20 protein-coding genes and 1 other RNA gene are annotated in these 19,918 nt (G+C 32.8%); 7 read left to right on the top strand and 14 right to left on the bottom strand.

All coding sequences use genetic code 11. The features are described from left to right. Both N4A31_06305 and N4A31_06310 read right to left on the bottom strand, forming a co-directional pair. Positions 1 to 1,288: hypothetical protein (locus tag N4A31_06305; GenBank protein ID MCT4635830.1), on the bottom strand; the 1,288-nt coding region annotated here is incomplete at its 3' end. A gap of 268 nt (positions 1,289 to 1,556) precedes the next feature. Further along, a complete protein-coding gene (locus N4A31_06310; GenBank protein MCT4635831.1) occupies positions 1,557 to 2,492 on the bottom strand; it encodes a mechanosensitive ion channel in 936 nt (311 codons plus the stop codon). A gap of 75 nt (positions 2,493 to 2,567) precedes the next feature. Here N4A31_06310 and rpmH point away from each other — a divergent pair, with 75 nt between their 5' ends. Continuing rightward, positions 2,568 to 2,705 carry a 50S ribosomal protein L34 gene (rpmH, locus tag N4A31_06315; protein MCT4635832.1) on the top strand — a complete coding sequence of 46 codons (138 nt, stop codon included), beginning with the start codon at positions 2,568 to 2,570 and terminating at the stop codon, positions 2,703 to 2,705. A gap of 3 nt (positions 2,706 to 2,708) precedes the next feature. Next, entirely contained in the window at positions 2,709 to 3,041 is a 333-nt protein-coding gene (gene rnpA, locus N4A31_06320) for a ribonuclease P protein component (GenBank protein ID MCT4635833.1), read from the top strand. Positions 3,042 to 3,043: 2 nt separating this feature from the next. Here rnpA and rnpB read toward each other — a convergent pair. Beyond that, positions 3,044 to 3,429: RNase P RNA component class A (rnpB, locus tag N4A31_06325), an RNA gene on the bottom strand. A gap of 95 nt (positions 3,430 to 3,524) precedes the next feature. On the opposite strand from rnpB, the gene trmFO reads away from it, so the two are divergent. Next, the gene (trmFO, locus tag N4A31_06330; protein ID MCT4635834.1) at positions 3,525 to 4,844 is read left to right on the top strand and encodes a methylenetetrahydrofolate--tRNA-(uracil(54)-C(5))-methyltransferase (FADH(2)-oxidizing) TrmFO; all 1,320 of its coding nucleotides are present in this window, start codon (positions 3,525 to 3,527) and stop codon (positions 4,842 to 4,844) included. Between the two features lie 21 nt (positions 4,845 to 4,865). On the opposite strand, the gene N4A31_06335 is transcribed toward trmFO, so the two are convergent. Genes N4A31_06335 through proB form a run of 3 tightly spaced genes read right to left on the bottom strand, consistent with a single transcriptional unit; the run spans position 4,866 to position 6,448 of the window. Beyond that, positions 4,866 to 5,321: a 23S rRNA (pseudouridine(1915)-N(3))-methyltransferase RlmH gene (locus N4A31_06335; GenBank protein MCT4635835.1), complete on the bottom strand. Its 456-nt coding sequence runs from the start codon at positions 5,319 to 5,321 to the stop codon at positions 4,866 to 4,868. After that, positions 5,309 to 5,632: a ribosome silencing factor gene (gene rsfS, locus N4A31_06340; protein MCT4635836.1), complete on the bottom strand. Its 324-nt coding sequence runs from the start codon at positions 5,630 to 5,632 to the stop codon at positions 5,309 to 5,311. The genes N4A31_06335 and rsfS overlap by 13 nt, the downstream gene beginning before the upstream one ends. A 3-nt stretch (positions 5,633 to 5,635) precedes the next feature. After that, on the bottom strand, positions 5,636 to 6,448 hold the full coding sequence (gene proB, locus N4A31_06345; protein ID MCT4635837.1) for a glutamate 5-kinase: 813 nt from the start codon (positions 6,446 to 6,448) through the stop codon (positions 5,636 to 5,638). A 296-nt stretch (positions 6,449 to 6,744) separates the two neighbouring features. Between proB and grxD the strand changes: the two genes are divergently transcribed. Next, complete coding sequence (grxD, locus tag N4A31_06350; protein ID MCT4635838.1) at positions 6,745 to 7,059, top strand: Grx4 family monothiol glutaredoxin; 315 nt, start codon at positions 6,745 to 6,747, stop codon at positions 7,057 to 7,059. On the opposite strand, the gene N4A31_06355 is transcribed toward grxD, so the two are convergent. The 3 genes from N4A31_06355 to N4A31_06365 form a co-directional block, all read right to left on the bottom strand. Further along, entirely contained in the window at positions 7,048 to 9,036 is a 1,989-nt protein-coding gene (locus N4A31_06355; GenBank protein MCT4635839.1) for a response regulator, read from the bottom strand. The genes grxD and N4A31_06355 overlap by 12 nt on opposite strands. A gap of 124 nt (positions 9,037 to 9,160) precedes the next feature. After that, positions 9,161 to 10,021, bottom strand: coding sequence for a bifunctional methylenetetrahydrofolate dehydrogenase/methenyltetrahydrofolate cyclohydrolase (locus N4A31_06360; protein MCT4635840.1), 861 nt, complete (start codon positions 10,019 to 10,021; stop codon positions 9,161 to 9,163). After that, on the bottom strand, positions 10,021 to 11,025 hold the full coding sequence (locus N4A31_06365) for an NAD(P)/FAD-dependent oxidoreductase (GenBank protein MCT4635841.1): 1,005 nt from the start codon (positions 11,023 to 11,025) through the stop codon (positions 10,021 to 10,023). The genes N4A31_06360 and N4A31_06365 overlap by 1 nt, the downstream gene beginning before the upstream one ends. A 261-nt stretch (positions 11,026 to 11,286) precedes the next feature. Between N4A31_06365 and N4A31_06370 the strand changes: the two genes are divergently transcribed. The 3 genes from N4A31_06370 to ychF all read left to right on the top strand — a co-directional run bounded on the left by N4A31_06370 (position 11,287) and on the right by ychF (position 15,233). Continuing rightward, complete coding sequence (locus N4A31_06370; GenBank protein MCT4635842.1) at positions 11,287 to 11,691, top strand: hypothetical protein; 405 nt, start codon at positions 11,287 to 11,289, stop codon at positions 11,689 to 11,691. A 193-nt stretch (positions 11,692 to 11,884) separates the two neighbouring features. Continuing rightward, positions 11,885 to 14,107, top strand: a complete 2,223-nt coding sequence (parC, locus tag N4A31_06375; protein ID MCT4635843.1) for a DNA topoisomerase IV subunit A — start codon at positions 11,885 to 11,887, stop codon at positions 14,105 to 14,107. Positions 14,108 to 14,138: 31 nt separating this feature from the next. Next, on the top strand, positions 14,139 to 15,233 hold the full coding sequence (ychF, locus tag N4A31_06380) for a redox-regulated ATPase YchF (protein ID MCT4635844.1): 1,095 nt from the start codon (positions 14,139 to 14,141) through the stop codon (positions 15,231 to 15,233). On the opposite strand, the gene N4A31_06385 is transcribed toward ychF, so the two are convergent. The 5 genes from N4A31_06385 to N4A31_06405 form a co-directional block, all read right to left on the bottom strand. Next, positions 15,223 to 15,810: a DNA-3-methyladenine glycosylase I gene (locus N4A31_06385; protein ID MCT4635845.1), complete on the bottom strand. Its 588-nt coding sequence runs from the start codon at positions 15,808 to 15,810 to the stop codon at positions 15,223 to 15,225. The two genes, ychF and N4A31_06385, sit on opposite strands and share 11 nt — an antisense overlap. Positions 15,811 to 15,927: 117 nt before the next feature. Further along, the gene (locus N4A31_06390; protein MCT4635846.1) at positions 15,928 to 16,722 is read right to left on the bottom strand and encodes an ankyrin repeat domain-containing protein; all 795 of its coding nucleotides are present in this window, start codon (positions 16,720 to 16,722) and stop codon (positions 15,928 to 15,930) included. Positions 16,723 to 16,960: 238 nt separating this feature from the next. Next, positions 16,961 to 18,130: a CCA tRNA nucleotidyltransferase gene (locus N4A31_06395; protein MCT4635847.1), complete on the bottom strand. Its 1,170-nt coding sequence runs from the start codon at positions 18,128 to 18,130 to the stop codon at positions 16,961 to 16,963. Next, positions 18,131 to 19,042 carry a protein translocase subunit SecF gene (secF, locus tag N4A31_06400; GenBank protein MCT4635848.1) on the bottom strand — a complete coding sequence of 304 codons (912 nt, stop codon included), beginning with the start codon at positions 19,040 to 19,042 and terminating at the stop codon, positions 18,131 to 18,133. A 6-nt stretch (positions 19,043 to 19,048) separates the two neighbouring features. Beyond that, a complete protein-coding gene (locus N4A31_06405; protein MCT4635849.1) occupies positions 19,049 to 19,759 on the bottom strand; it encodes a TerC family protein in 711 nt (236 codons plus the stop codon). Positions 19,760 to 19,918: the final 159 nt, after the last annotated feature.

Below are 19,918 nucleotides of genomic sequence, written 5' to 3' on the forward strand. Positions count from 1 at the left end.
GCGCAGAACTCGGATAACTCGAAGGCACACCACTAGGCGTAGCCGATGGTATAGAACTCGGATAACTCGAAGGAGACTCACTAGGCGTAGCCGATGGCGCAGAACTCGGATAACTCGAAGGCACACCACTAGGCGTAGCCGATGGTATAGAGCTCGGATAACTCGAAGGAACACCACTAGGCGTAGCCGATGGTATAGAGCTCGGATAACTCGAAGGCACACCACTAGGCGTAGCCGATGGTATAGAACTCGGATAACTCGAAGGAGACTCACTAGGCGTAGCCGATGGTATATTTGTCTCAGTAGTTTCAGTTATTGAAAGATCGTCAAATGCTAAAATATTACTTGCTGTACCTTCTATTCGTAAACTACTTATTGAATTACTCGCTGTAAAAATAACCATATACTCCGTAAAAGAAGAGGGAATATTAGTTATTGATATCAGAGATAATTGATCAACTTTCAAAGACAATGTTGAATCATCATGATCATGATATGCAAAAATAGATATTTTATAATTATGACCTGGTACAAAAGAAATATTCTGAACGAAAGGTAAGCAATTACTTGCACATTGTGTGAAAAAACTACAATCACCACTTCTTTTCCAATGATTATTGATGCTACAATATCCTACCCATCCTGTAGAGGTAGAGGTAGCCCCAGATCTACTCCACCCGGTACTTCCATCCTCTGCTCCTGGATTAGTTACTAAATTTATATGTGTTGGGGTACCACTGGGAGCAACCGTAGGCGCAGAACTCGGATAACTCGAGGGAACACCAATAGGCGGAGCCGATGGCGCAGAACCCGGATAACTCGAGGGAACACCACTAGGCGTAGCCGATGGCAAATTTGTTTCATTAGTTTCAGTTATTGAAATATCATCAATAGCTAGAAAATTTTCAGTTACTCCTCGTATCTCTAAATATCCTTCAGAAATACTACGTTGGAAAATAGCGCTATATTGCACGTAAGAGTATATTGAAGTAGTGTCTGATATTAAGGTACTTTGATCTATTTTTAAAGAGAAGGCTCCCTGACCAGCACCAACTTGATATACATAAAGAGATAATTTATAGTTAATTCCAGGAGTAAAACTAATATTTTGTCCCATAGGAAGACAATTATTACTATTACTACAAGCAGTATAAAAAGCATAAGTACCATTATGCACCCAAGCATTATTAGAAGACCTTTTCCATCCTGTACTAGATACGCCTGTGGCTCCACTCCATCCAGTTACAAGAGAGCTTTCAGCTCCTGGATTAACCACTAGATTAGTCATTCACCCCTCCACACCCTAACAAAAGATGGTTATTTAGATGAATCTGAAAAAGCGAAAGGACACTCTTTAAACACAAATTAGCACTCATTATACTAAAACTGCAAAGCATACCCCTCCTTAAAAATAAAAAATTTTCACCTGTTAATTTATTGCAAATAATTCAGTTAATATATTAATACATTGAGCGCTATGATATGTCAAGCAAAAACACAACTAATAATTAACTAATTACCCTCTCAGTTAAATAAATCGTTTATTTATTAATAGTTTATTTAATATGCCGGATAGTTTCTACAGCCAAAGGAATATGATATGCCCTGAGGGTATTCAATATTTGATTATTAACTTCACTAAGAATCACCCGACGATCGACATCATGAACATTAATCCAAAAATTAACTTCATAATTAAGGATATTGTTTTCTATAGAATTTAATAATATTTGAGGTTTAGGAATAGTTAGAATATTATGATTCTGCATTACGGCATTTAATACAATATCTTCAAAATTATTGTTTATATTATCTTTCTGATCTATTTTCAGCTCCGTATGAATACGAACCCTGCCACCGTTATAGCTCCAGTTAGTAAAGCGCTCTTGCATTAATTTACTATGAGGAATAAATACTTCCATATTATTTCTAGTTCTAATTTGTACCATTCTAGCTTCAACACCCTCAACTCTACCTATTAGATCTTCAAACTCTATTAAATCTCCTACTTTAATTTTACTTTCAATAATTAAAGCAATACCACTAATAAAATTATTAAATAAATGTTGAGATGATAAACCTACACTGATAACAAAAGCCCCCCCTATAAAAGTAAATATATTGAGAGGCACTCCAGCTATATCTAGCACAATAATAATAATTATTATTAAAAATAAATAATCAACAATTCTACTAATAAGATTGGTAGAATTCCTATCTAGCTTAATCAAAGAAAATAACTTTCTCTTAAAACTAGAACTTAAATATCTAGCTACTCTTAATCCTATAATAAATGAAATAACTGCAATTATAATGTTTGCAACTGTTACAGATTGACTCTCTAAAGAAACAATTTTATAATTCCACACCTTAGAAAAAAAATATACTCCATTATCAAGAATAGCAGAAAAAGATATATTATTGTAAATAGAATCGGCCATACAGCAAAATGGAAGAGTAATTAGAATTATAATTAATTTAAATTGCTGCATAATTTTTATTGACTTCTTGCCTAATATTTATTAGATTACATAATCTATTGTAACTTTAGGCTAAGGAAATGTAAAGTGAAACGTACGTATCAACCAAGTGTTAGGGTCAGAAGGAATCGCCACGGATTCAAAGCCAGAATGGCTACTGTTAGTGGAAGAAAAATATTAAACAACAGAAGAAAAAAAGGACGCAAACGTCTTTGTGTCAGTTAGTCTGTGCCTAGAAATAACCTTAAAAAACAAAAGAATAAATCTAAACTACAAGAAATATTTGATAAAGGCAGTAAATTTGTAAGTCATAATTTTGTTGCCTTATATATACCATCCAAATCCTTTTCTTATACCGTAATAGCTAGTAAAAAAATAGGAAACGCCGTAAAACGCAATAGATCAAAACGCCGCTTAAGAGAACTAACCCGCCTCTACATAAAACCCAATGTTTCTCCTATCAAGTTAATCCTTTTATCAAGAAATAATACTTCTTCATCAAGCTACTCCGAACTATTAAAACATTGCAATAGCTTAATTAATAATATCAAGAAGATATAAACAAAGATGATGGTTGTATAAGCCGGATTCTGTTCAAAAGTAAAACTTTATTGATAATCATTTATCTAGGATTAATGTTACCATTAACCTCAAGCGACCTACCCAAACAGCTCTCTAAAATAAATTAGATAAAGTGAAGAAACTTTAAAAACTGTTTCTATTTGGACTTGCTCCTAGTGGGGTTTACCACGCCAAACTAGTCACCTAGTTTGCGGTGCGCTCTTACCACACCATTTCACCCTTACCATAAAATATGGCGGTATATTTTCTGCTGCACTTTCCCTAGAGCCTCTGAAAGCTCCGCTAGACGCTATCTAGCACTATTTCTCCATGGAGTCCGGACTTTCCTCCTTTTAAAAAATTAAAAAGTGATTATCCCAACCATCTAAAATGAAGTCTAATATCAACAGGAATATATTGCAAGCTCAATATAAATTACTTATAACTATATACTTTAAATTAACCAATAAAGAGCTATCAATTATGAATAAAAATATTTTGAATATTATTGGCGGAGGACTAGCAGGATGTGAAGCAGCATGGCAAGCTGCAAATCTTGGCATTCAAGTAAATATATATGAAATGAGAGATAGCAAAACTAAAACGCCAGCTCACCAGACTGATAATTTAGCAGAATTAGTTTGCTCAAACTCCTTTAGAAATGATGATGTTAATAGCGCAATTGGATTACTGCATCAAGAAATGCGCCTATGTAACTCTTTAATCATGAAGGCAGCCGATACAACCAAAATACCTGCTGGAAGCGCTCTAGCCATGGATAGGGAACAATTCTCTAATGTAGTAGAAAACCATTTAAAAAAACATGATAATATTCAAATTCATAGAAAACTAATAGATAAATTACCAGAAGAAGGAAACTGGATTATTGCCACCGGTCCACTAACTACAGACTCCCTAATGCAGGAAATTATTAAACTTGGTGGAGCCAATAATCTTGCGTTTTTTGATGCAATTGCTCCAATAGTTTACAAAGAAGGAATAGATTTTTCCAAAGCATGGTTCCAATCACGCTATGATAAAGGAGAGGGCAAGGATTACATTAACTGCCCTTTGAGCGAAGAACAATACTACCAGTTCGTCGATGACTTAATTCAAGGAGAAAAAACTGAATTCAAAGAATGGGAAAAGAACACTCCCTATTTTGATGGATGCCTACCAATTGAAGTTATGGCAGAAAGAGGAAAAGATACTTTATCTTTTGGACCTATGAAACCAGTTGGACTTAATAACCCACATAGCAAAGAAAAACCATTTGCTGTAGTACAATTGCGTCAAGATAATAAATTAGGTACCTTATATAACATCGTAGGATTCCAAACCAAACTAAAATATTCAGCACAAAAAGAAATTTTTACAAAAATTCCAGGATTAGAAAACGTAGAGTTTGCTCGCTTTGGCGGAATACATCGAAATAGTTTTATTAACAGCCCATTATTATTATCTCCAAGTCTACAATTCAAACATTCTCCGAATATCCGATTTGCTGGACAAGTCACCGGAGTTGAAGGATATGTTGAGAGTGCCGCTTGCGGACTACTAGCAGGTATTTTTTCTGGACTAGAGAAGCTAAATAAAAAAATTCCCCTTCCCCCTATTGAGTCAGCACTGGGCGCATTATTGAATCACATAACTGGAGGAGCAGAATCAGATTGTTTCCAACCAATGAATATTAATTTTGGGTTATTCCCCCCTTTAACAAAAAGATGCAAGAAGACAGAGCGTAAGGCTGCCTACTCGAAAAGAGCCTTAGAGAAATTAAAAGAGTGGAAAAAAGAACTATAAATATAGAAAACAACAAATAACTCATTTATGATATGGGTGGTTAGCACTAATGGTATAAGCTCTATATATCTGCTCTATTAGCACAACACGAGCCATTACATGAGGAAGAGTCATATCACTTAGAGACAAAAGCATATCTGCTTTATCTCTAACTTCAGAACTTAATCCATGAGCACCTCCTATAATAAAACAAATGGGCCTGGTAACTCTTTCCAACCTCAAGGAAAACTCCTCACTAGTAAAGCTCTTACCCACTTCATCCAAAGCTATTACAAAGCTTCCATAAGGAATAGACTTTAATAATAATTTTCCTTCACATTCTTTTTGTTTAATGGGTGGAAGCTTGCCTTTTACTTCAAGTTGAGTAATTGACAAAGACCAAGGAATACGCTTAATATACCTAGAAATTATTTCTCCCTCAGGAGAGGATTTTGAAATGTTATATATTGCAGAAATTTGAATCTTCAAGACTGCCATAATTGTTCTAAAGCATAATGCTCTCGACTCTCGCGATTAAAAATATTTACCAAAATATCCATAGCATCAATCAATACCCAATCAGAATTTTTTAACCCCTCAGTAAAACAGTTATTTCCACTATTCTTAATTTCTTCAATTACAAACTCTGCCGTTGAAGAAACATGCTTGTTAGACCTACCGGTTGCAATAATCATAATCTCAGCAACATCACTTTTACCCTTTAAGTCAATAACAGTAATATCTTCTGCCTTGTGCTTATCAAGCACATTAATTATACCATCTTTTAGCTCTTTTATAGTGCAATTCATAAATTAATCTATTTTATATTTTGTTGTAGAATTTGGGTTTATCACAAATGAAGAGCATTTTCCACCTTCAAGTAATCTCTTAATAGGGTTACAGAAAGTACCATTAGCTATTATAATATTGCATTTATTATTTAAAGCTATTTTGGCAGAAACAACTTTTGCTGACATACCTCCAGTTTTTTGCTGAGAATCAGTAGCCATCGCCTCAACGTCTGAGCTTACTTCGTAAATCTCACTAACAAAACTACTTTGTTTATTTACTTTTGGATCAGATGTGTATAAACCATCCACTAAAGAAAACATTATTAATAAATCTGCATTGGATATTTGGGCCACTCTTGCAGACAGTCTATCATTATCACCAAAACGTATCTCTGTATTAGCAATTAAATCATTCTCATTAACCACTGGAATAATATCCCTCTCAAGCAAATAATCTATAGTGTTTTTTATAGATACAAAACGTTTACGATTCTCCACGTCTTCTATAGTTACCAGAGCTTGCGCAATATTTATATTATAACGAGCAAAACTTTTTTTATAGATCGCCATTAATTCATGTTGACCACATACCGCTGCATTTTGTTTTTCCTGCAACTTAGCTTTAGAAACATTAATATTTAATAAATTACAACCAAAAACAATCGCCCCGGAAGAAACAAGTATTACTTTCTTTCCCTCTTTCTTCAATTTTGCTATGTCATCAACGAGACTATCAATCCACTCTTGATTAACTGTACCATGCTTAGGATCCACAACAAATGATGACCCCACCTTAATGACTATCTTATTAGCTTGCTGAATTAATTTAACCATCTTTTACCTTATTATTTACTATACATAATTTGAGTGCTACAATAACTACGCTTTAAATTATTAAGAAAAAACTCTAAAATTTCTAAATCAAGGTTAGCTTACGCACTTTAAAATAACAACGCACAAAACAATCCTTAGTAATTATAGAGACAAGTACATAATAGATAATAAATAAAAATACTTTTATTTTTACAAAATTTAGCTATATTTCTATAATTATCTATATTTATTAACAAACAATGTAGCATATTTAGCTATTAACTACAAATTAAAAATAATCTTTTGAGGAATCAAATATGACAAATAACCCAATCTTTGAAAAAATAGATAATTTGGTTAAAAATAATGATATTGTACTTTTTATGAAAGGATCTGCAGAAATACCATTATGTGGATTTTCTGCTAAAGTTGCAGCAATCTTAAACCATTTGAATGTAAAATTTATAGACGTAAATATACTAGAAAGCGAAGAATTACGCCAAGGAATAAAAGAATTCTCAGATTGGCCGACAATACCACAGCTATATATTAAAGGAAATTTCATAGGAGGATGCGATATTATTAAAGAAATGTTTGAAACAGGAGAACTACAAAAAACTCTAAAGACTTAAAACTTCTTTAACCTTAGTGGCTAATTGTTTTAAACTAAAAGGCTTTGCCATAAAATGTATCTTTTGATTATTTACAATACCCTCCATTAATGCGTGCTCCGTATAACCTGATATGAATATTACTCTAATTTCTGAATACAGGTTATGCACCTCTTTAATCATGTCTGCCCCATTAACTCCTGGCATGATAATATCAGAAATTATAAGGTCAATTTTTCCTTCTTTCTCTTTCACAGTCTTAATCGCTTCTATCCCATTATCGGCTTCCAATACTTTATATCCTCTATTTTTTAATGCATAACTACTAACCTCTCTAACCGGAGCCTCGTCTTCAACAATTAGAATGACACTACTGCCACTTAAATCAATAAAATCTGAAGATATATTGTAATTATCTTTGTTATTTTCGGTTTCTATAAGCTCTTGGCCCTCATGCTCATGAGCCTTAAGCAAAATATAGAATTTAGTCCCTACATTCTCTTTGGTCTCTAAAAATAAATAACCATCTGTTTGCTTAATAATTCCATAAACAGTAGAAAGCCCAAGCCCTGTTCCAGCACTGACGTCCTTGGTAGAGAAGAAAGGTTCAAATATTTGATTTATTAATTTCTTGGGAATACCACAGCCATCATCCGCCACAGTAATTAAAACGTAATCTCCATTCTCAATGTTTTCTTTTACAAAAGGAGTAATAAGCTTCTGATAAAATTTATTACTATCATCTATTGTAATATTCTTAGTAACAATACTTAAATCTCCACCATTACTCATTGAATCTCTTGCATTCACAGCTAGATTTATTATTACCTGCTCTAACTGACCTTGATCAACTTTAACAGCCTTTAACTCCCTATCATAAGCAATATTTAATTTAATATTTTCTCCAATTAATCTAATAATCAGATTGGATAGTTCAGCCAAAATTTCATTAGCATCGGTTAATTGAATATTTAATACTTGCTTCTTAGAAAAAGCCAATAATTGTCGAACCAAACTAGTCGCCCTATTAACATTTTGCTTTATTTGCATAATATCGGAAAAGGATGGATCTCCAGCTGGATGACGCATCAGCAATAAATCGCTAAAACCTAACATAGCCGTGAGTAAATTATTAAAATCATGAGCAACTCCCCCAGCAAGCTGCCCTAAGGCCTGCATTTTTTGTGAATGAGCAAAGTTCATTTCAAGATTTTTATGATCTGTTATATCTATTAAATGAATTAGGAGCGCCTCCTTTAAATCATGATGCAATAACCTAGTGATAAATAAAAAACTTATTATTTTTCTTTCACCTATAATTTTTATTTCTATTGGCTCTATAATGCGCTTATGACTTGCAATGTCAGATATAGACTTTTTAATCACTTCCCTTTCAGGCCTATCAACTATCGCATCAAATAACCAACCTGGCCTCTTGTATTTTTTATCTCCTATCATATCAATAAAAGCATTATTGCTTCTAATAACCTGACCTTGAAAATCAATCAGAATGTTAGGTATTGGAGAAGCGTCAAAAAACGTTAAAAGCAACTCATCTAGACATCCATCATCGCAAATATGATTTTTATGTTTCTTAGGCCCATTAATAAAAAATACTGCGGTTTCACGACCAGAAGACAGCTCCAACAGCTCCTCAGATGAATCTTTATATAAATCATCTAAATTTAAAACCCCTGGAAAATACTCTTTAAAATAACTATTGCTTTCTATAATTGAATTATCTGACTTTGAAACAACGAATGCAGGATAAGACAATTGATTTACGGCAAAATTATTTACATGATTCTTAGAACAAAATCTTTCTAGAAATTTTATACTATAAAAGTAATTGAATAAACCGGCACATAAAATCGCTACTAAAACTAGCAATATAAAAGCCGCTATATTGCTAATAAAAACAATAGATAAAATTAGAAAAAAGAAAATCAAAAGATTAAACCCAATAATAACAAGTTTATTATTTAGCAATTTTTTCACTATCTATATAGCCTATATACCCATATTAAATTAAAAGAATGTTAATATACAAGATACATCATTACAACCTTTAATTACTTCAACAACAATATTTGCAAGGCTTTATTAGCAAGAAACAACTATTTTAATCTATAGAACATGTAACAGCAGCTTTTAATGTATTTTTCAATAAACAGGTAATAGTCATTGGACCAACTCCATAAGGAACGGGAGAAATTGCTTTAGCCCTTATAGCCGCCTGCTCAAACTCTACATCCCCTGTTACTTTGCCATTGGAGTCATAACTTATACCTACATCAATAACTACAGAGTTAGTTTTAATCCAAGCACCAGGAATTATATATCCATTACCAACAGCCACCACTAGAATATCTGCCTTTTTACATAGCTCTTCTAAATTTCTAGTATATGAGTGAGCTAAAGTTACAGTGCAATTCTCTTGCAGTAATACATGAAACATTGGCTTACCAACGATATTAGAACGCCCTATTACCAAAGCACTTAACCCATCTAAATCTCCAACAACCGATTTTATTAGAATTAAGCATCCTTGAGGGGTACAAGGAACAAAACATTCCTGCTGTGTTACCAATTTACCAAGATTGGTTGGAGTAAAACCATCAACGTCTTTTTCAGGGTCTATAGAGTTGATTATGTTGGTAGCATTAATATGCTCTGGAAGCGGTAATTGAACCAAAATGCCATGCACTTCATTATTTCGGTTTAATTCTTCAATTGTTTTAATTAGCAGCTCTTCAGAAATATCATAAGGCAAATAAAACTCAAATAATGCTATGCCGACTTGCTTACAAGCTATTATTTTATTTCTGACGTATAATTTACTGGCTGGATGCTCTCCTACAAGAATAACAGCAAGCCCTGGAGTTATATTCTTCTCTAGATAAAAACGGGCAACATCTTCAGCTATTTCTTTACGCAATTGTGAAGCTATTAATTTTCCATCAATTAATTTAGAACTGCTCATTAAACCACAATACCTTTAGTAGTAGAATATTCAAAATGAAATAATTCTCCAGGAAATACCAATTTATATATAGCATGACAAGCTACAGCAGATTCACTGAAACCTGTAAGAATTAATTTTAATTTACTAGGATATGAACAAATATCTCCAACAGCAAATACACCAGGAATATTTGTTTCCATAGAAGTAGGATTAACTGAAAGATGCTTATTATGAATATCTAAACCCCAATTTTCAATAGGCCCAATATCCATTGCCAAACCGTAAAATGAAAGCAAAACATCAGTTTTATAAGACTTTGTATTACCGTCAAAATCTTTAAGCACTACTTCCTCTAAAACACCATCCTTACCAACTAGTTGATCTAACTGATATGGAGTAGCTATTTTAATTTTTCCTTCGGCAGCAAGATTTAAAATCTGGTCATGACTATTGGGAGCGCAACGAAATTTCTCTCTTCTGTGAACAATAGTTACATCTGCAATCTCAGATAAAGAAATAGCCCAATCAACAGCAGAATCTCCTCCTCCTGCAATCATAACCTTTTTACCACGCAAATCTTCTTTGCGTTTTACCATATAAAAAACACTTTTATTCTCAAATTCTTCTAGACGATCAAGCGGGGGCCTATTAGGACCAAAAGCACCAGCACCAGCTGCAATAACTACAGATTTAGCTTGTATAACACTACCACTACTTGTCTCTAAAATAAAATTATCACCCTGTTTACTTAACTGATCTACCCTCTGATTCAAATGAAACTGAGGAGAAAAAGGAGCAATTTGTTCAGACAAAGCATCCACCAAATCCTTTGCTAAAATTTTAGGATAAGCAGGAATATCATAAATAGGTTTCTCTGGATACAAACTTACACATTGCCCTCCAACTGCATCAAGACTATCAATAACATGACATTTCATTTTAAGCATGCCAGCTTGAAATACAGTAAACAGCCCTACAGGCCCTGCCCCAATAATAGCTATATCTGTCACAATTGGATTCATTAAAAACACCTCAAAACAACATAAATTAATTTGCCTCAGCATATATTAAAGATCTTTATAATACAATAGTTTTTAAGAAATTGATATTAGTATCATCCACAACATATTATAGTTAAATTCTCAACTTTCTATTGAATCATGTGTTTTATGTTTTATACTAGGTTATGCAAAAGGAGTTAAACTATGTACTAAAATGGTAGTATATGCTTTTTACTTCTTTTAAAAAACACTTCACAATTTACATTCCTAGAGCATTCTGGAGTGAATACTACAATAACAGACTTTGATGAGATTAATGAGTTAATAAACTTAGTTGCATTCTCTAATATTAATAATATAAAAGATCTTACTATAGTATCCTCACCAACTATAATTTACCTAGATAACAACCAAAGAGTTATACTAGAAAATCTTACTCCTACTGACTTAACAGAAGATAACTTCATATTTGCATCGGGGCCTACTGATCAAAGTAATGACGATTCAGCAAATGATATAAACGAAGCAATGATAATAAGTTTATCAATTGCAACTCCTGTGCTGCTTGTTGCTGCAGGTTATTGTGTCTATGCAAAAATGACAAATCATTGGCCATTCCTATCTGGAGAAATAGAAGATAAAACTGTTGAAGTAAGCTCAGCAAACCCTATGCAGGACAATGCTTAATTAACTCTAAAAAGAACAAAGGTAGTGAATTTTAAATTAAATTCACCACCTTTGTTGGTTTCATAAATAAAGAAAACAAAACACAAATATCTTCTACTATTAATAAACTCAGAAGTAAAAATGTTGCAGAGATTGTGAAAATCGCTAAGATAAGAGATTAGAAAATATTAAAATCAAAGGATTTAATCAATCTATAATGCCAAGTAAGATCATTGACACTAAATTTACTGATGCTTTAAATGAGCGTTACTTAGCTTACGCTCTGTCCACCATTATGTCCAGATCCTTACCGGATGTAAGAGATGGTCTAAAGCCTGTTCATAGACGTATCCTATTCGCCATGCTTCAGCTTAAAATGGATCCTAAAGCTGCTTATAAGAAATGTGCTAGAGTGGTTGGTGATGTAATTGGTAAATACCACCCCCATGGTGATACCGCTGTATATGATGCACTAGTCCGCCTAGCTCAAGATTTTACCATTCGCTACCCATTAATTGAAGGCCAAGGAAACTTTGGTTCAATTGATGGAGACAACGCAGCGGCAATGAGGTATACAGAATCTAGGCTTACAGAAGTTTCACTCTATTTACTTAGAAATCTAGAAGAAAACACTGTTAACTTTAAATCAACCTATGACGAACAAGATAATGAACCCTGTCTTCTTCCTGCAATGTTTCCTAATTTACTCGCTAATGGAACCGAAGGAATTGCTGTTGGGATGGCAACATCCATTCCTCCACATAATATTGCTGAACTCTGTGAAGCCTCTTTAAAACTACTGTCTAAACCAGATTTATCTGTAGCTGATTTGCTAGAATATATTCAAGGACCAGATTTACCAACTGGTGGAATTATAAATGAAACCAAAGAAAATATTATAAAAACTTATGAAACAGGCAAAGGAAATTTTAAGGTAAGAGCTGTTTGGCATAAAGAAGATTTACCACGCAATAATTATCAAATTATAATTACAGAAATACCTTATCAAGTACAAAAGTCACGCCTAATTGAAAAAATAGCTGAATTATACAAAGATAAAAAACTTCCATTAATAGATAATTTCTATGATGATTCTGCTGAAACTATTTCCTTAGTCATAAAACCAAAAAACTCAAACATTGCTCCAGAAGCAATAATGGAATCTCTATTTAAACTTACTGACCTAGAATACAGAGTAAGCTTTAATATGAATGTGCTTGATAGCAATACAATTCCAAGAGTTATGAGTCTCAAGGAAATCTTAGAAGAATTCTTAAAACATCGTGAGGTAATAATAACCAAACGTTCATTGTATAGATTAGATAAAATTAACCATCGTCTTGAAATATTAGCTGGTTTCTTAATAGCTTATCTTAACTTAGATGAGATAATTAGAATTATCCGTTATGAAGATGAACCTAAAGAAATGCTAATGCAATCATTTTCTTTAAGTGAAATTCAAGCAGAAGCTATTTTAAATATGAAGCTTAAATCTTTACGTAGATTAGAAGAAGAAACTATCCGAACTGAGCATAGTAATTTAAGTGCAACAAAAGCAGAGTTAGAAGATATTCTGGCTAACCCTGCTTCCTTAAGAAAAGTAATTAGATCTGAGTTAACTGAGGTCAAAAACAAGTTTTCTTCAAAGACAAAAATAGGAGCTAGAAAAACTGTTATAGAAAACACAGCACTTCCCCCTTCTCAAAATATAAATATTGAAGATTATATAGCAAAAGAACCTATTACTTTGATATGCTCACAATTAGGATGGATTAGAGCTCTCAAAGGACATAATGCTTCACTTGAGAAACTAAGATACAAAGACAATGATGGCCCAAGATTTATTATTGAGTTATTTACCACAGACAAAATCTTAGTTTTTACTCAAACAGGAAAATTCTACACCCTCTCTGCCAATAGCCTGAATATCACTAGAGGAGATGGTGACCCTATTAATTTGTTATTGGACCTTGATAAAGATGAACATATTATTAATATACAACTATATCACCCCCAACAAAAAATACTATTGGCCACCCGAAATGGTAAGGGGTTTGTAGTTGAAAGTAATGAAGTCTTAGCCCAAACTAAATTGGGCAAAAAAGTAATGAATGTTGCCGAAGGAGATGGAGCTATCATATGTAAACCTATAGATCCATCACATGATTTAGTGGCAATACTTGGTAGCAACCGTAAACTATTAATTTTTAAAACTGATGAACTACCAGAAATGAAACGAGGACAGGGCGTGCAATTGCAAAAATATCAAGATGCAAAATTATCAGCGCTAAAATTATTCTCATCTGAAGAAGGGTTATCTTGGACTTACTTAAGCCAACAAAGAAGAGAAAAAAGACTCACCCCATGGATTGCTAAACGAGGCAAATCTGGAAAAATTCCTCCAGCTGGCCTAGCAAAAAACAATAAATTTGATTAAATAAACACATAGCTACGGAGAATAATAAATTATGGGATTTAAATGTGGAATCGTTGGCCTACCAAATGTTGGTAAATCAACCCTTTTCAATGCACTAACACAAACTATTTCAGCTCAAGCTGCTAATTACCCATTCTGCACTATTGAGCCTAATTTTGGAATAGTCTCTGTACCAGATGAGCGTATTGATGCTTTAGCTAAAATTGCAGGTTCTGCAAAAATTATCCCAACCCAAATTGAAATGGTAGATATTGCAGGACTAGTCCGCGGAGCAAGCAAAGGAGAAGGCTTAGGAAATCAGTTCTTATCTCATATTAGAGAAGTAGATGCCATTATCCATTTATTGCGCTGCTTTGATGATGGCAATGTAACTCATGTTGAAAATAATATCTCTCCTCTCAATGATGCAGAAATAATTGAGACCGAATTGGTTCTTGCGGATTTAGAATCTATTGAGAAACGACTCCCTAATATAGAGAAGAAAGCTAAAACTGGCGATAAAGAATCAGCAGAATTATTACCAATAATGAAAGCATTATTAAAATGTTTGTCTGATGGAAATCCAGCTAGAACTATTGTTGATAAAGACAATGCCAAACTTATCAAAAACTTAAACCTTATAACTTCTAAACCTGTATTATATGTGTGTAATGTTAATGAAGATGATGCTGCTAAAGGCAATTACTATTCTGAACAGGTAACTAAAAAAGCTAACAGCGAAAAATGCCCCATAGTAATCGTCTCAGCAAAAATTGAAGAAGAAATTTCAACACTTGACTCTCAAGATAGAATAGAATTCTTAAAAGACTTAGGTCTTAATGAAACTGGCTTAGATAAAATTATTCGTGGTGGTTATAAACTGCTAAACCTCGATACATTTTTTACCATTGGTCCTAAAGAAGCACATGCTTGGACTATAAAGAAAGGATCATTAGCTCCACAGGCAGCCGGAGAAATTCATACAGATTTTGAGAAAGGATTTATTCGCGCTGAAACTATTTCTTATGAAGACTTTATCCAATACAAAGGAGAACAAGGATGCAAAGAAGCAGGTAAAATGCGCCTTGAAGGCAAAGAATACGTTGTTAAGGATGGAGATGTTATGCATTTTAGATTTAATGTTTAGCTAAGTGATATCGCCAACAATTCACTAAATGATCATTTACTAAACCCACTGCCTGCATATAAGCATATATGATGGTAGATCCTACAAATGTCATACCGCGCTTTTTTAAATCCTTAGAAAGCGCATCACTTTCTTTTGAAGTTGCTGGGACTTCTTTCAATTCTTTCCAATTATTTAATATTGGATTGCCGCCAACAAATTTCCATACATAGTTATTAAAACTAACAAATTCTTTTTGGATATCTAAAAACACTTTAGCGTTCTTGCGGGCAGAAAATACTTTAAGACGATTACGAATAATTTTAGGATCTAATAATAATGCCTCTAGATCACTATCCGTCATATTGGCAACTTTAGAAGGAATAAAGTTTTTAAATAACTCTCTATATCCTTCCCTTTTTTTAAGAATGGTCTCCCAATTTAATCCAGCTTGGGCACCTTCTAGAATAAGCATCTCAAAATGTTTGTTATCATCATGAACTGGAACTCCCCATTCCTCATCATGATATTTCTCATAATGAGGCTTACCCCTACCTACCCATCCACAGCGTATAAATTTTGACTTTTCCAGATTCACTTTCAACATCTTTAATAATTTGATAGACCAATAATAGCCTATCAAATTATCATTAAACATCAAGTTAGAATCATAGCCCTAAAAATACAAGCTTTTAAGCCCGTAAATAATGATGGATTATACTCCCTCAACCAAAACAAAATCTTCTTCTGTCTGCCCTAAAAGTTCTTGTGAATTTCCTGCACGATTCAAGAAAAGATCTTCTAATACTTTTTGGGCATTAACAAATGCTTGTTGCGTTTCTAATTCAGCTCCTAAATTTATATACGAGGACTCAGGAATCTCTGTCTCTTCTAATTCTTCTATAACTTTTGTTGCAACTGTTGCAGCAGCAATAGTAACCTTTGGCGCAGCGCTAAACGGATTGAAACTACTAACATAAGAAGAAATAGCACTACCAAAAGCTGTTAACGCACCACCAAATGGATTAGGAGCATCATATGAGTTTTTATGTAATGAGATTTGGTGCAAAGCTCCTAAAGAAGCAATTCCTACAACAAGAAACGCATAAGGAACATATGAAGAATAATCAGCTGATGTTTCAAATGTAACTGTTTCACTTTCAAGAGAGAGCTCTTGCTCAGCTTCCACAGCAGTCTCATTTATAACTATTTCTTTCTTTGTGTAATCTTTTGACAATAATTCAATTATCTCAGAATTTCCACGCTGATTCGCCCAAAATAAAGCGGTAGTTCCTGCAAATTTAGTATTAGGATCAACATTCTTTTCTTCCAATAAAAATCTAACAGTAGCTACTTGGTTATTTAAAATAGCTTCATTTAATATAAGAGCTTTCTGTTTTACTGTAGTAGGACTCTCCTCCCATAAGGAATCTAAAGAATTAATATCTCCAGCAACGGCTGCAGCCTTTTTCATTAATACGTCATTAGAATTCAGTGCATCACTTGTCATTTAAGTTCTCCTTAGTTAATTAAAAATCAAACAGCTCATCATTTATAAATAAAGTATAAATTGTTAATATCTATGAATAATTTTGAAAATATAACATATCTTTACTATTATGTCAACTATTAATTAATATATTAATATATAAAAAAGAATAACAAGAAGGGGTATCGGCATAATATAGAAATCCGCTCAGATAAAAATCCTGAAATAAATAGAAAATTATAAAATAAGCACGAAGGATTTAGGTAATTAACTTGCTTATTATATCTTGTTTTGTAATTTGAAATTCATGATGATACCATATTTCCTCTGCCTTTTGGAGCAATTCACCCATAAGCTTACCAGGCTCAACACCCAATTTTAATAAATCATTTCCAGTAACCGGAAGCTCCTGAATTGGTATATCAAATAATTTCTTTAAATCTTCTTTATTTTTAATTTCAACGTTACTCTTAGCTAAATTTAATAATATGAAAGATTTAAAATGCTGCTTATATATTTGCCAGTATTTCTTTAAACTAACATAATCCCAATTAGTAACATCTTGGCTATTTAATTTTATGAATAATCTTTTTTCTTCCCGAGACAAAGGAAGATCAAAGGATTTTTTATTTATTAAAACAGCCCAATAAAGCAATTCATCTATCTTACAGGAAAACTCATTAGCCACAAAACATAGCTTCTCTAATCTCTTTATGGAAGCGTCATTACAAGAAATAACCTCTTGTAATATTTGCTCTTTCTCCATAACTTTAAGGGTTTCTATTGTTTTTGGAGCAAGAAATATTTTACTCATTTCAGATCTAATTCTATATCCTGAAATACCTTTTAAATGCTCAACATATTTCTTAGATGCCTCTAATCCTATATCGTCAATTGAATCTGAAAAATAAGCAGAAAACCGAAAGAAACGCAAAATGCGTAGGTAATCTTCAGTAATTCTCTCTTCAGCATTACCTATAAACCTAACTCTTTTTTGTTTTAAATCACCTAACCCATCAAAATAATCATAAACATTACCGTCTATATCCGCACTTAAAGCATTAATAGTGAAATCTCTTCTTTTAGCATCTTCTTGCCAATCATCTGTAAATTGCACCTGCGCATAACGACCATCACATACTAGATCTTTACGCAAAGTGGTTATTTCAACCTGCTGTTTATTTATAACAGCTCCAATAGTGCCAAATTCTTTACCTATATTGAAATATTTGATTTTATTTTTTTCTAGAACATTTTGAATATCATCAGGAATGAGATTAGTTGCAAGGTCAATATCTGCAGGATTTCTATTGATTAAAATATCTCGAACACATCCACCTATAAAACGAACTTCACCACCAGCACCCATTAATAGCTGGCATATTCTAACAGCGTTAGGAAAAGAATTAAGTTCTGATTTTATGTCCATCTATCTTAAGAATTTTTTTATCCCCAAATGAATTAGAATTGGAGCTGAAATATATATTGAGGAATATGTTCCAACCACTATTCCAAAAAAAACAGTCACACTAAAACTGTGTAATTTATCACCGCCAAAAATAATCAACCCCCCCACAGAAATTAATGTAGTTAATACTGTTAACATTGTTCTTCCCAATGTTTCATTTATACTTAGGTTAATCATGTCTTGTACAGATAACTTTTTATACTTCAAAATATTCTCTCTAATACGATCATAAATAACCACCGAATCATTCACCGAATAACCTATAACCGTTAAAACTGCTGCAATTGATGTTAAATCAAACTCTAAACCAGTTAAACTCATAAATCCTAGCGTAAAAACTGTATCATGCGTTAAAGCTATGATAATTCCTAGACCATATTGCCACTCAAAGCGGAAGGCTATGTAACACATTATTCCTATAAAAGAAAATAACATAGCCATAATACCATCTTGAATTAACGCCGCTCCAACTTGTGGACCAACAAATTCTATCTTGGAATATTCAATCTTATTATCAAAATACTTATTAAGTGCAGCCTTTAAAATACTGATATTTTTATCTTGAGTCTCATTTGAACTATTTCCAAGCTTTATCATAATATTGTTTGAGTCAAGGTTCTGAAGATGAATATCCCCAAGATTAAGATCATGCAACATATTATATAATGGAGTAAACTCTGCTTTTTGGTCAAGCTTAGCTTCAATAACTGTGCCGCCCTTAAAATCAATACCTAAATTCAAACCTTTGAATGACAAAAGAAATATAGATGCTAATAATAATAAAAGAGATATCCCCATATTAAAGTAGCGGATGTTCATGAAATCAATTTTAGTTTTGTCAGAAATAATTCTTAGAGGAAAATAAATATTCATTAAATTCTAATGCCCTTGTATTTTACGTAAATATATATTGATTGCTTCAACAATACCTGCAAAAAACATTGCAAAATATAAATATCCTTTGTTGAAACTTATATCAAATCCGTTTAGTAATAACATTACTCCAACCAATGCAATAAATGCTAAAACTATTACTTTTATCGAAGGATGCGTATAAATAAATCTACTGATTGGCTCAGAACCAACTAACATAAGGAACATAGCTATAACAATTGCTATGACCATAATTGGAAAATTATCTGTCATCCCCACAGCAGTTATAATTGAATCAAAAGACAAAACAATATCAATAAAAACAATTTGATAAATCACTTTTAAATATCTTTTTTCAGGGTTAGCTAATTTCTTTTCTTCATGCTCAGGATCAAAAAGTTCTATTAGCTCCATAACACTCTTTATTATTAAAAACAACCCACCTATAACTAAAAGAAGACTTTGCCCTGAAACCTCCATAGAAAACACTGTAAATAGTGGATAAGTCATTTTCATGATCCAAGTAGCACCAAGCAACATTAGTATTCTCATCCCTAATGCCAAACTTAAACCTATGATTCTAGCTCTCCTACGCTCTTTTCCTTCTAAGCGTTGAATAAGCAATGCAATAAAAATAACATTATCGATTCCTAGTACGATTTCTAAAGTGGTTAAGGTAAATAAACTTAATAACGCATCTGCATTAAATAATTCCATTGCTTTTTGTAGTTCCTTTAAATATCTTTAAGTATCAATATATTGTAAAGATACTAAATATGCAAATAATTAAATCAGGTATCATAGTTGCCATATTCACTTTAATCTCAAGAATTTTTGGATATATACGCGATATTTTTATGGCCTCTTACCTTGGAC

The organism is Rickettsiales bacterium, assembly GCA_025210695.1.
Taxonomy (GTDB): Bacteria; Pseudomonadota; Alphaproteobacteria; order Rickettsiales; family CANDYO01; genus CANDYO01.

What these genes read in the sequence shown, in the direction of transcription:
- N4A31_06365 (MCT4635841.1), bottom strand. Translation starts at nt 11,025, where the DNA reads ATGAATCCAATTGTGACAGATATAGCTATTATTGGGGCAGGGCCTGTA.
- trmFO (MCT4635834.1), top strand. Translation starts at nt 3,525, where the DNA reads ATGAATAAAAATATTTTGAATATTATTGGCGGAGGACTAGCAGGATGT.
- N4A31_06360 (MCT4635840.1), bottom strand. Translation starts at nt 10,021, where the DNA reads ATGAGCAGTTCTAAATTAATTGATGGAAAATTAATAGCTTCACAATTG.
- N4A31_06390 (MCT4635846.1), bottom strand. Translation starts at nt 16,722, where the DNA reads ATGACAAGTGATGCACTGAATTCTAATGACGTATTAATGAAAAAGGCT.
- rsfS (MCT4635836.1), bottom strand. Translation starts at nt 5,632, where the DNA reads ATGAATTGCACTATAAAAGAGCTAAAAGATGGTATAATTAATGTGCTT.
- grxD (MCT4635838.1), top strand. Translation starts at nt 6,745, where the DNA reads ATGACAAATAACCCAATCTTTGAAAAAATAGATAATTTGGTTAAAAAT.
- N4A31_06335 (MCT4635835.1), bottom strand. Translation starts at nt 5,321, where the DNA reads ATGGCAGTCTTGAAGATTCAAATTTCTGCAATATATAACATTTCAAAA.
- N4A31_06310 (MCT4635831.1), bottom strand. Translation starts at nt 2,492, where the DNA reads ATGCAGCAATTTAAATTAATTATAATTCTAATTACTCTTCCATTTTGC.
- secF (MCT4635848.1), bottom strand. Translation starts at nt 19,042, where the DNA reads ATGAATATTTATTTTCCTCTAAGAATTATTTCTGACAAAACTAAAATT.
- proB (MCT4635837.1), bottom strand. Translation starts at nt 6,448, where the DNA reads ATGGTTAAATTAATTCAGCAAGCTAATAAGATAGTCATTAAGGTGGGG.
- ychF (MCT4635844.1), top strand. Translation starts at nt 14,139, where the DNA reads ATGGGATTTAAATGTGGAATCGTTGGCCTACCAAATGTTGGTAAATCA.
- N4A31_06395 (MCT4635847.1), bottom strand. Translation starts at nt 18,130, where the DNA reads ATGGACATAAAATCAGAACTTAATTCTTTTCCTAACGCTGTTAGAATA.
- N4A31_06405 (MCT4635849.1), bottom strand. Translation starts at nt 19,759, where the DNA reads ATGGAATTATTTAATGCAGATGCGTTATTAAGTTTATTTACCTTAACC.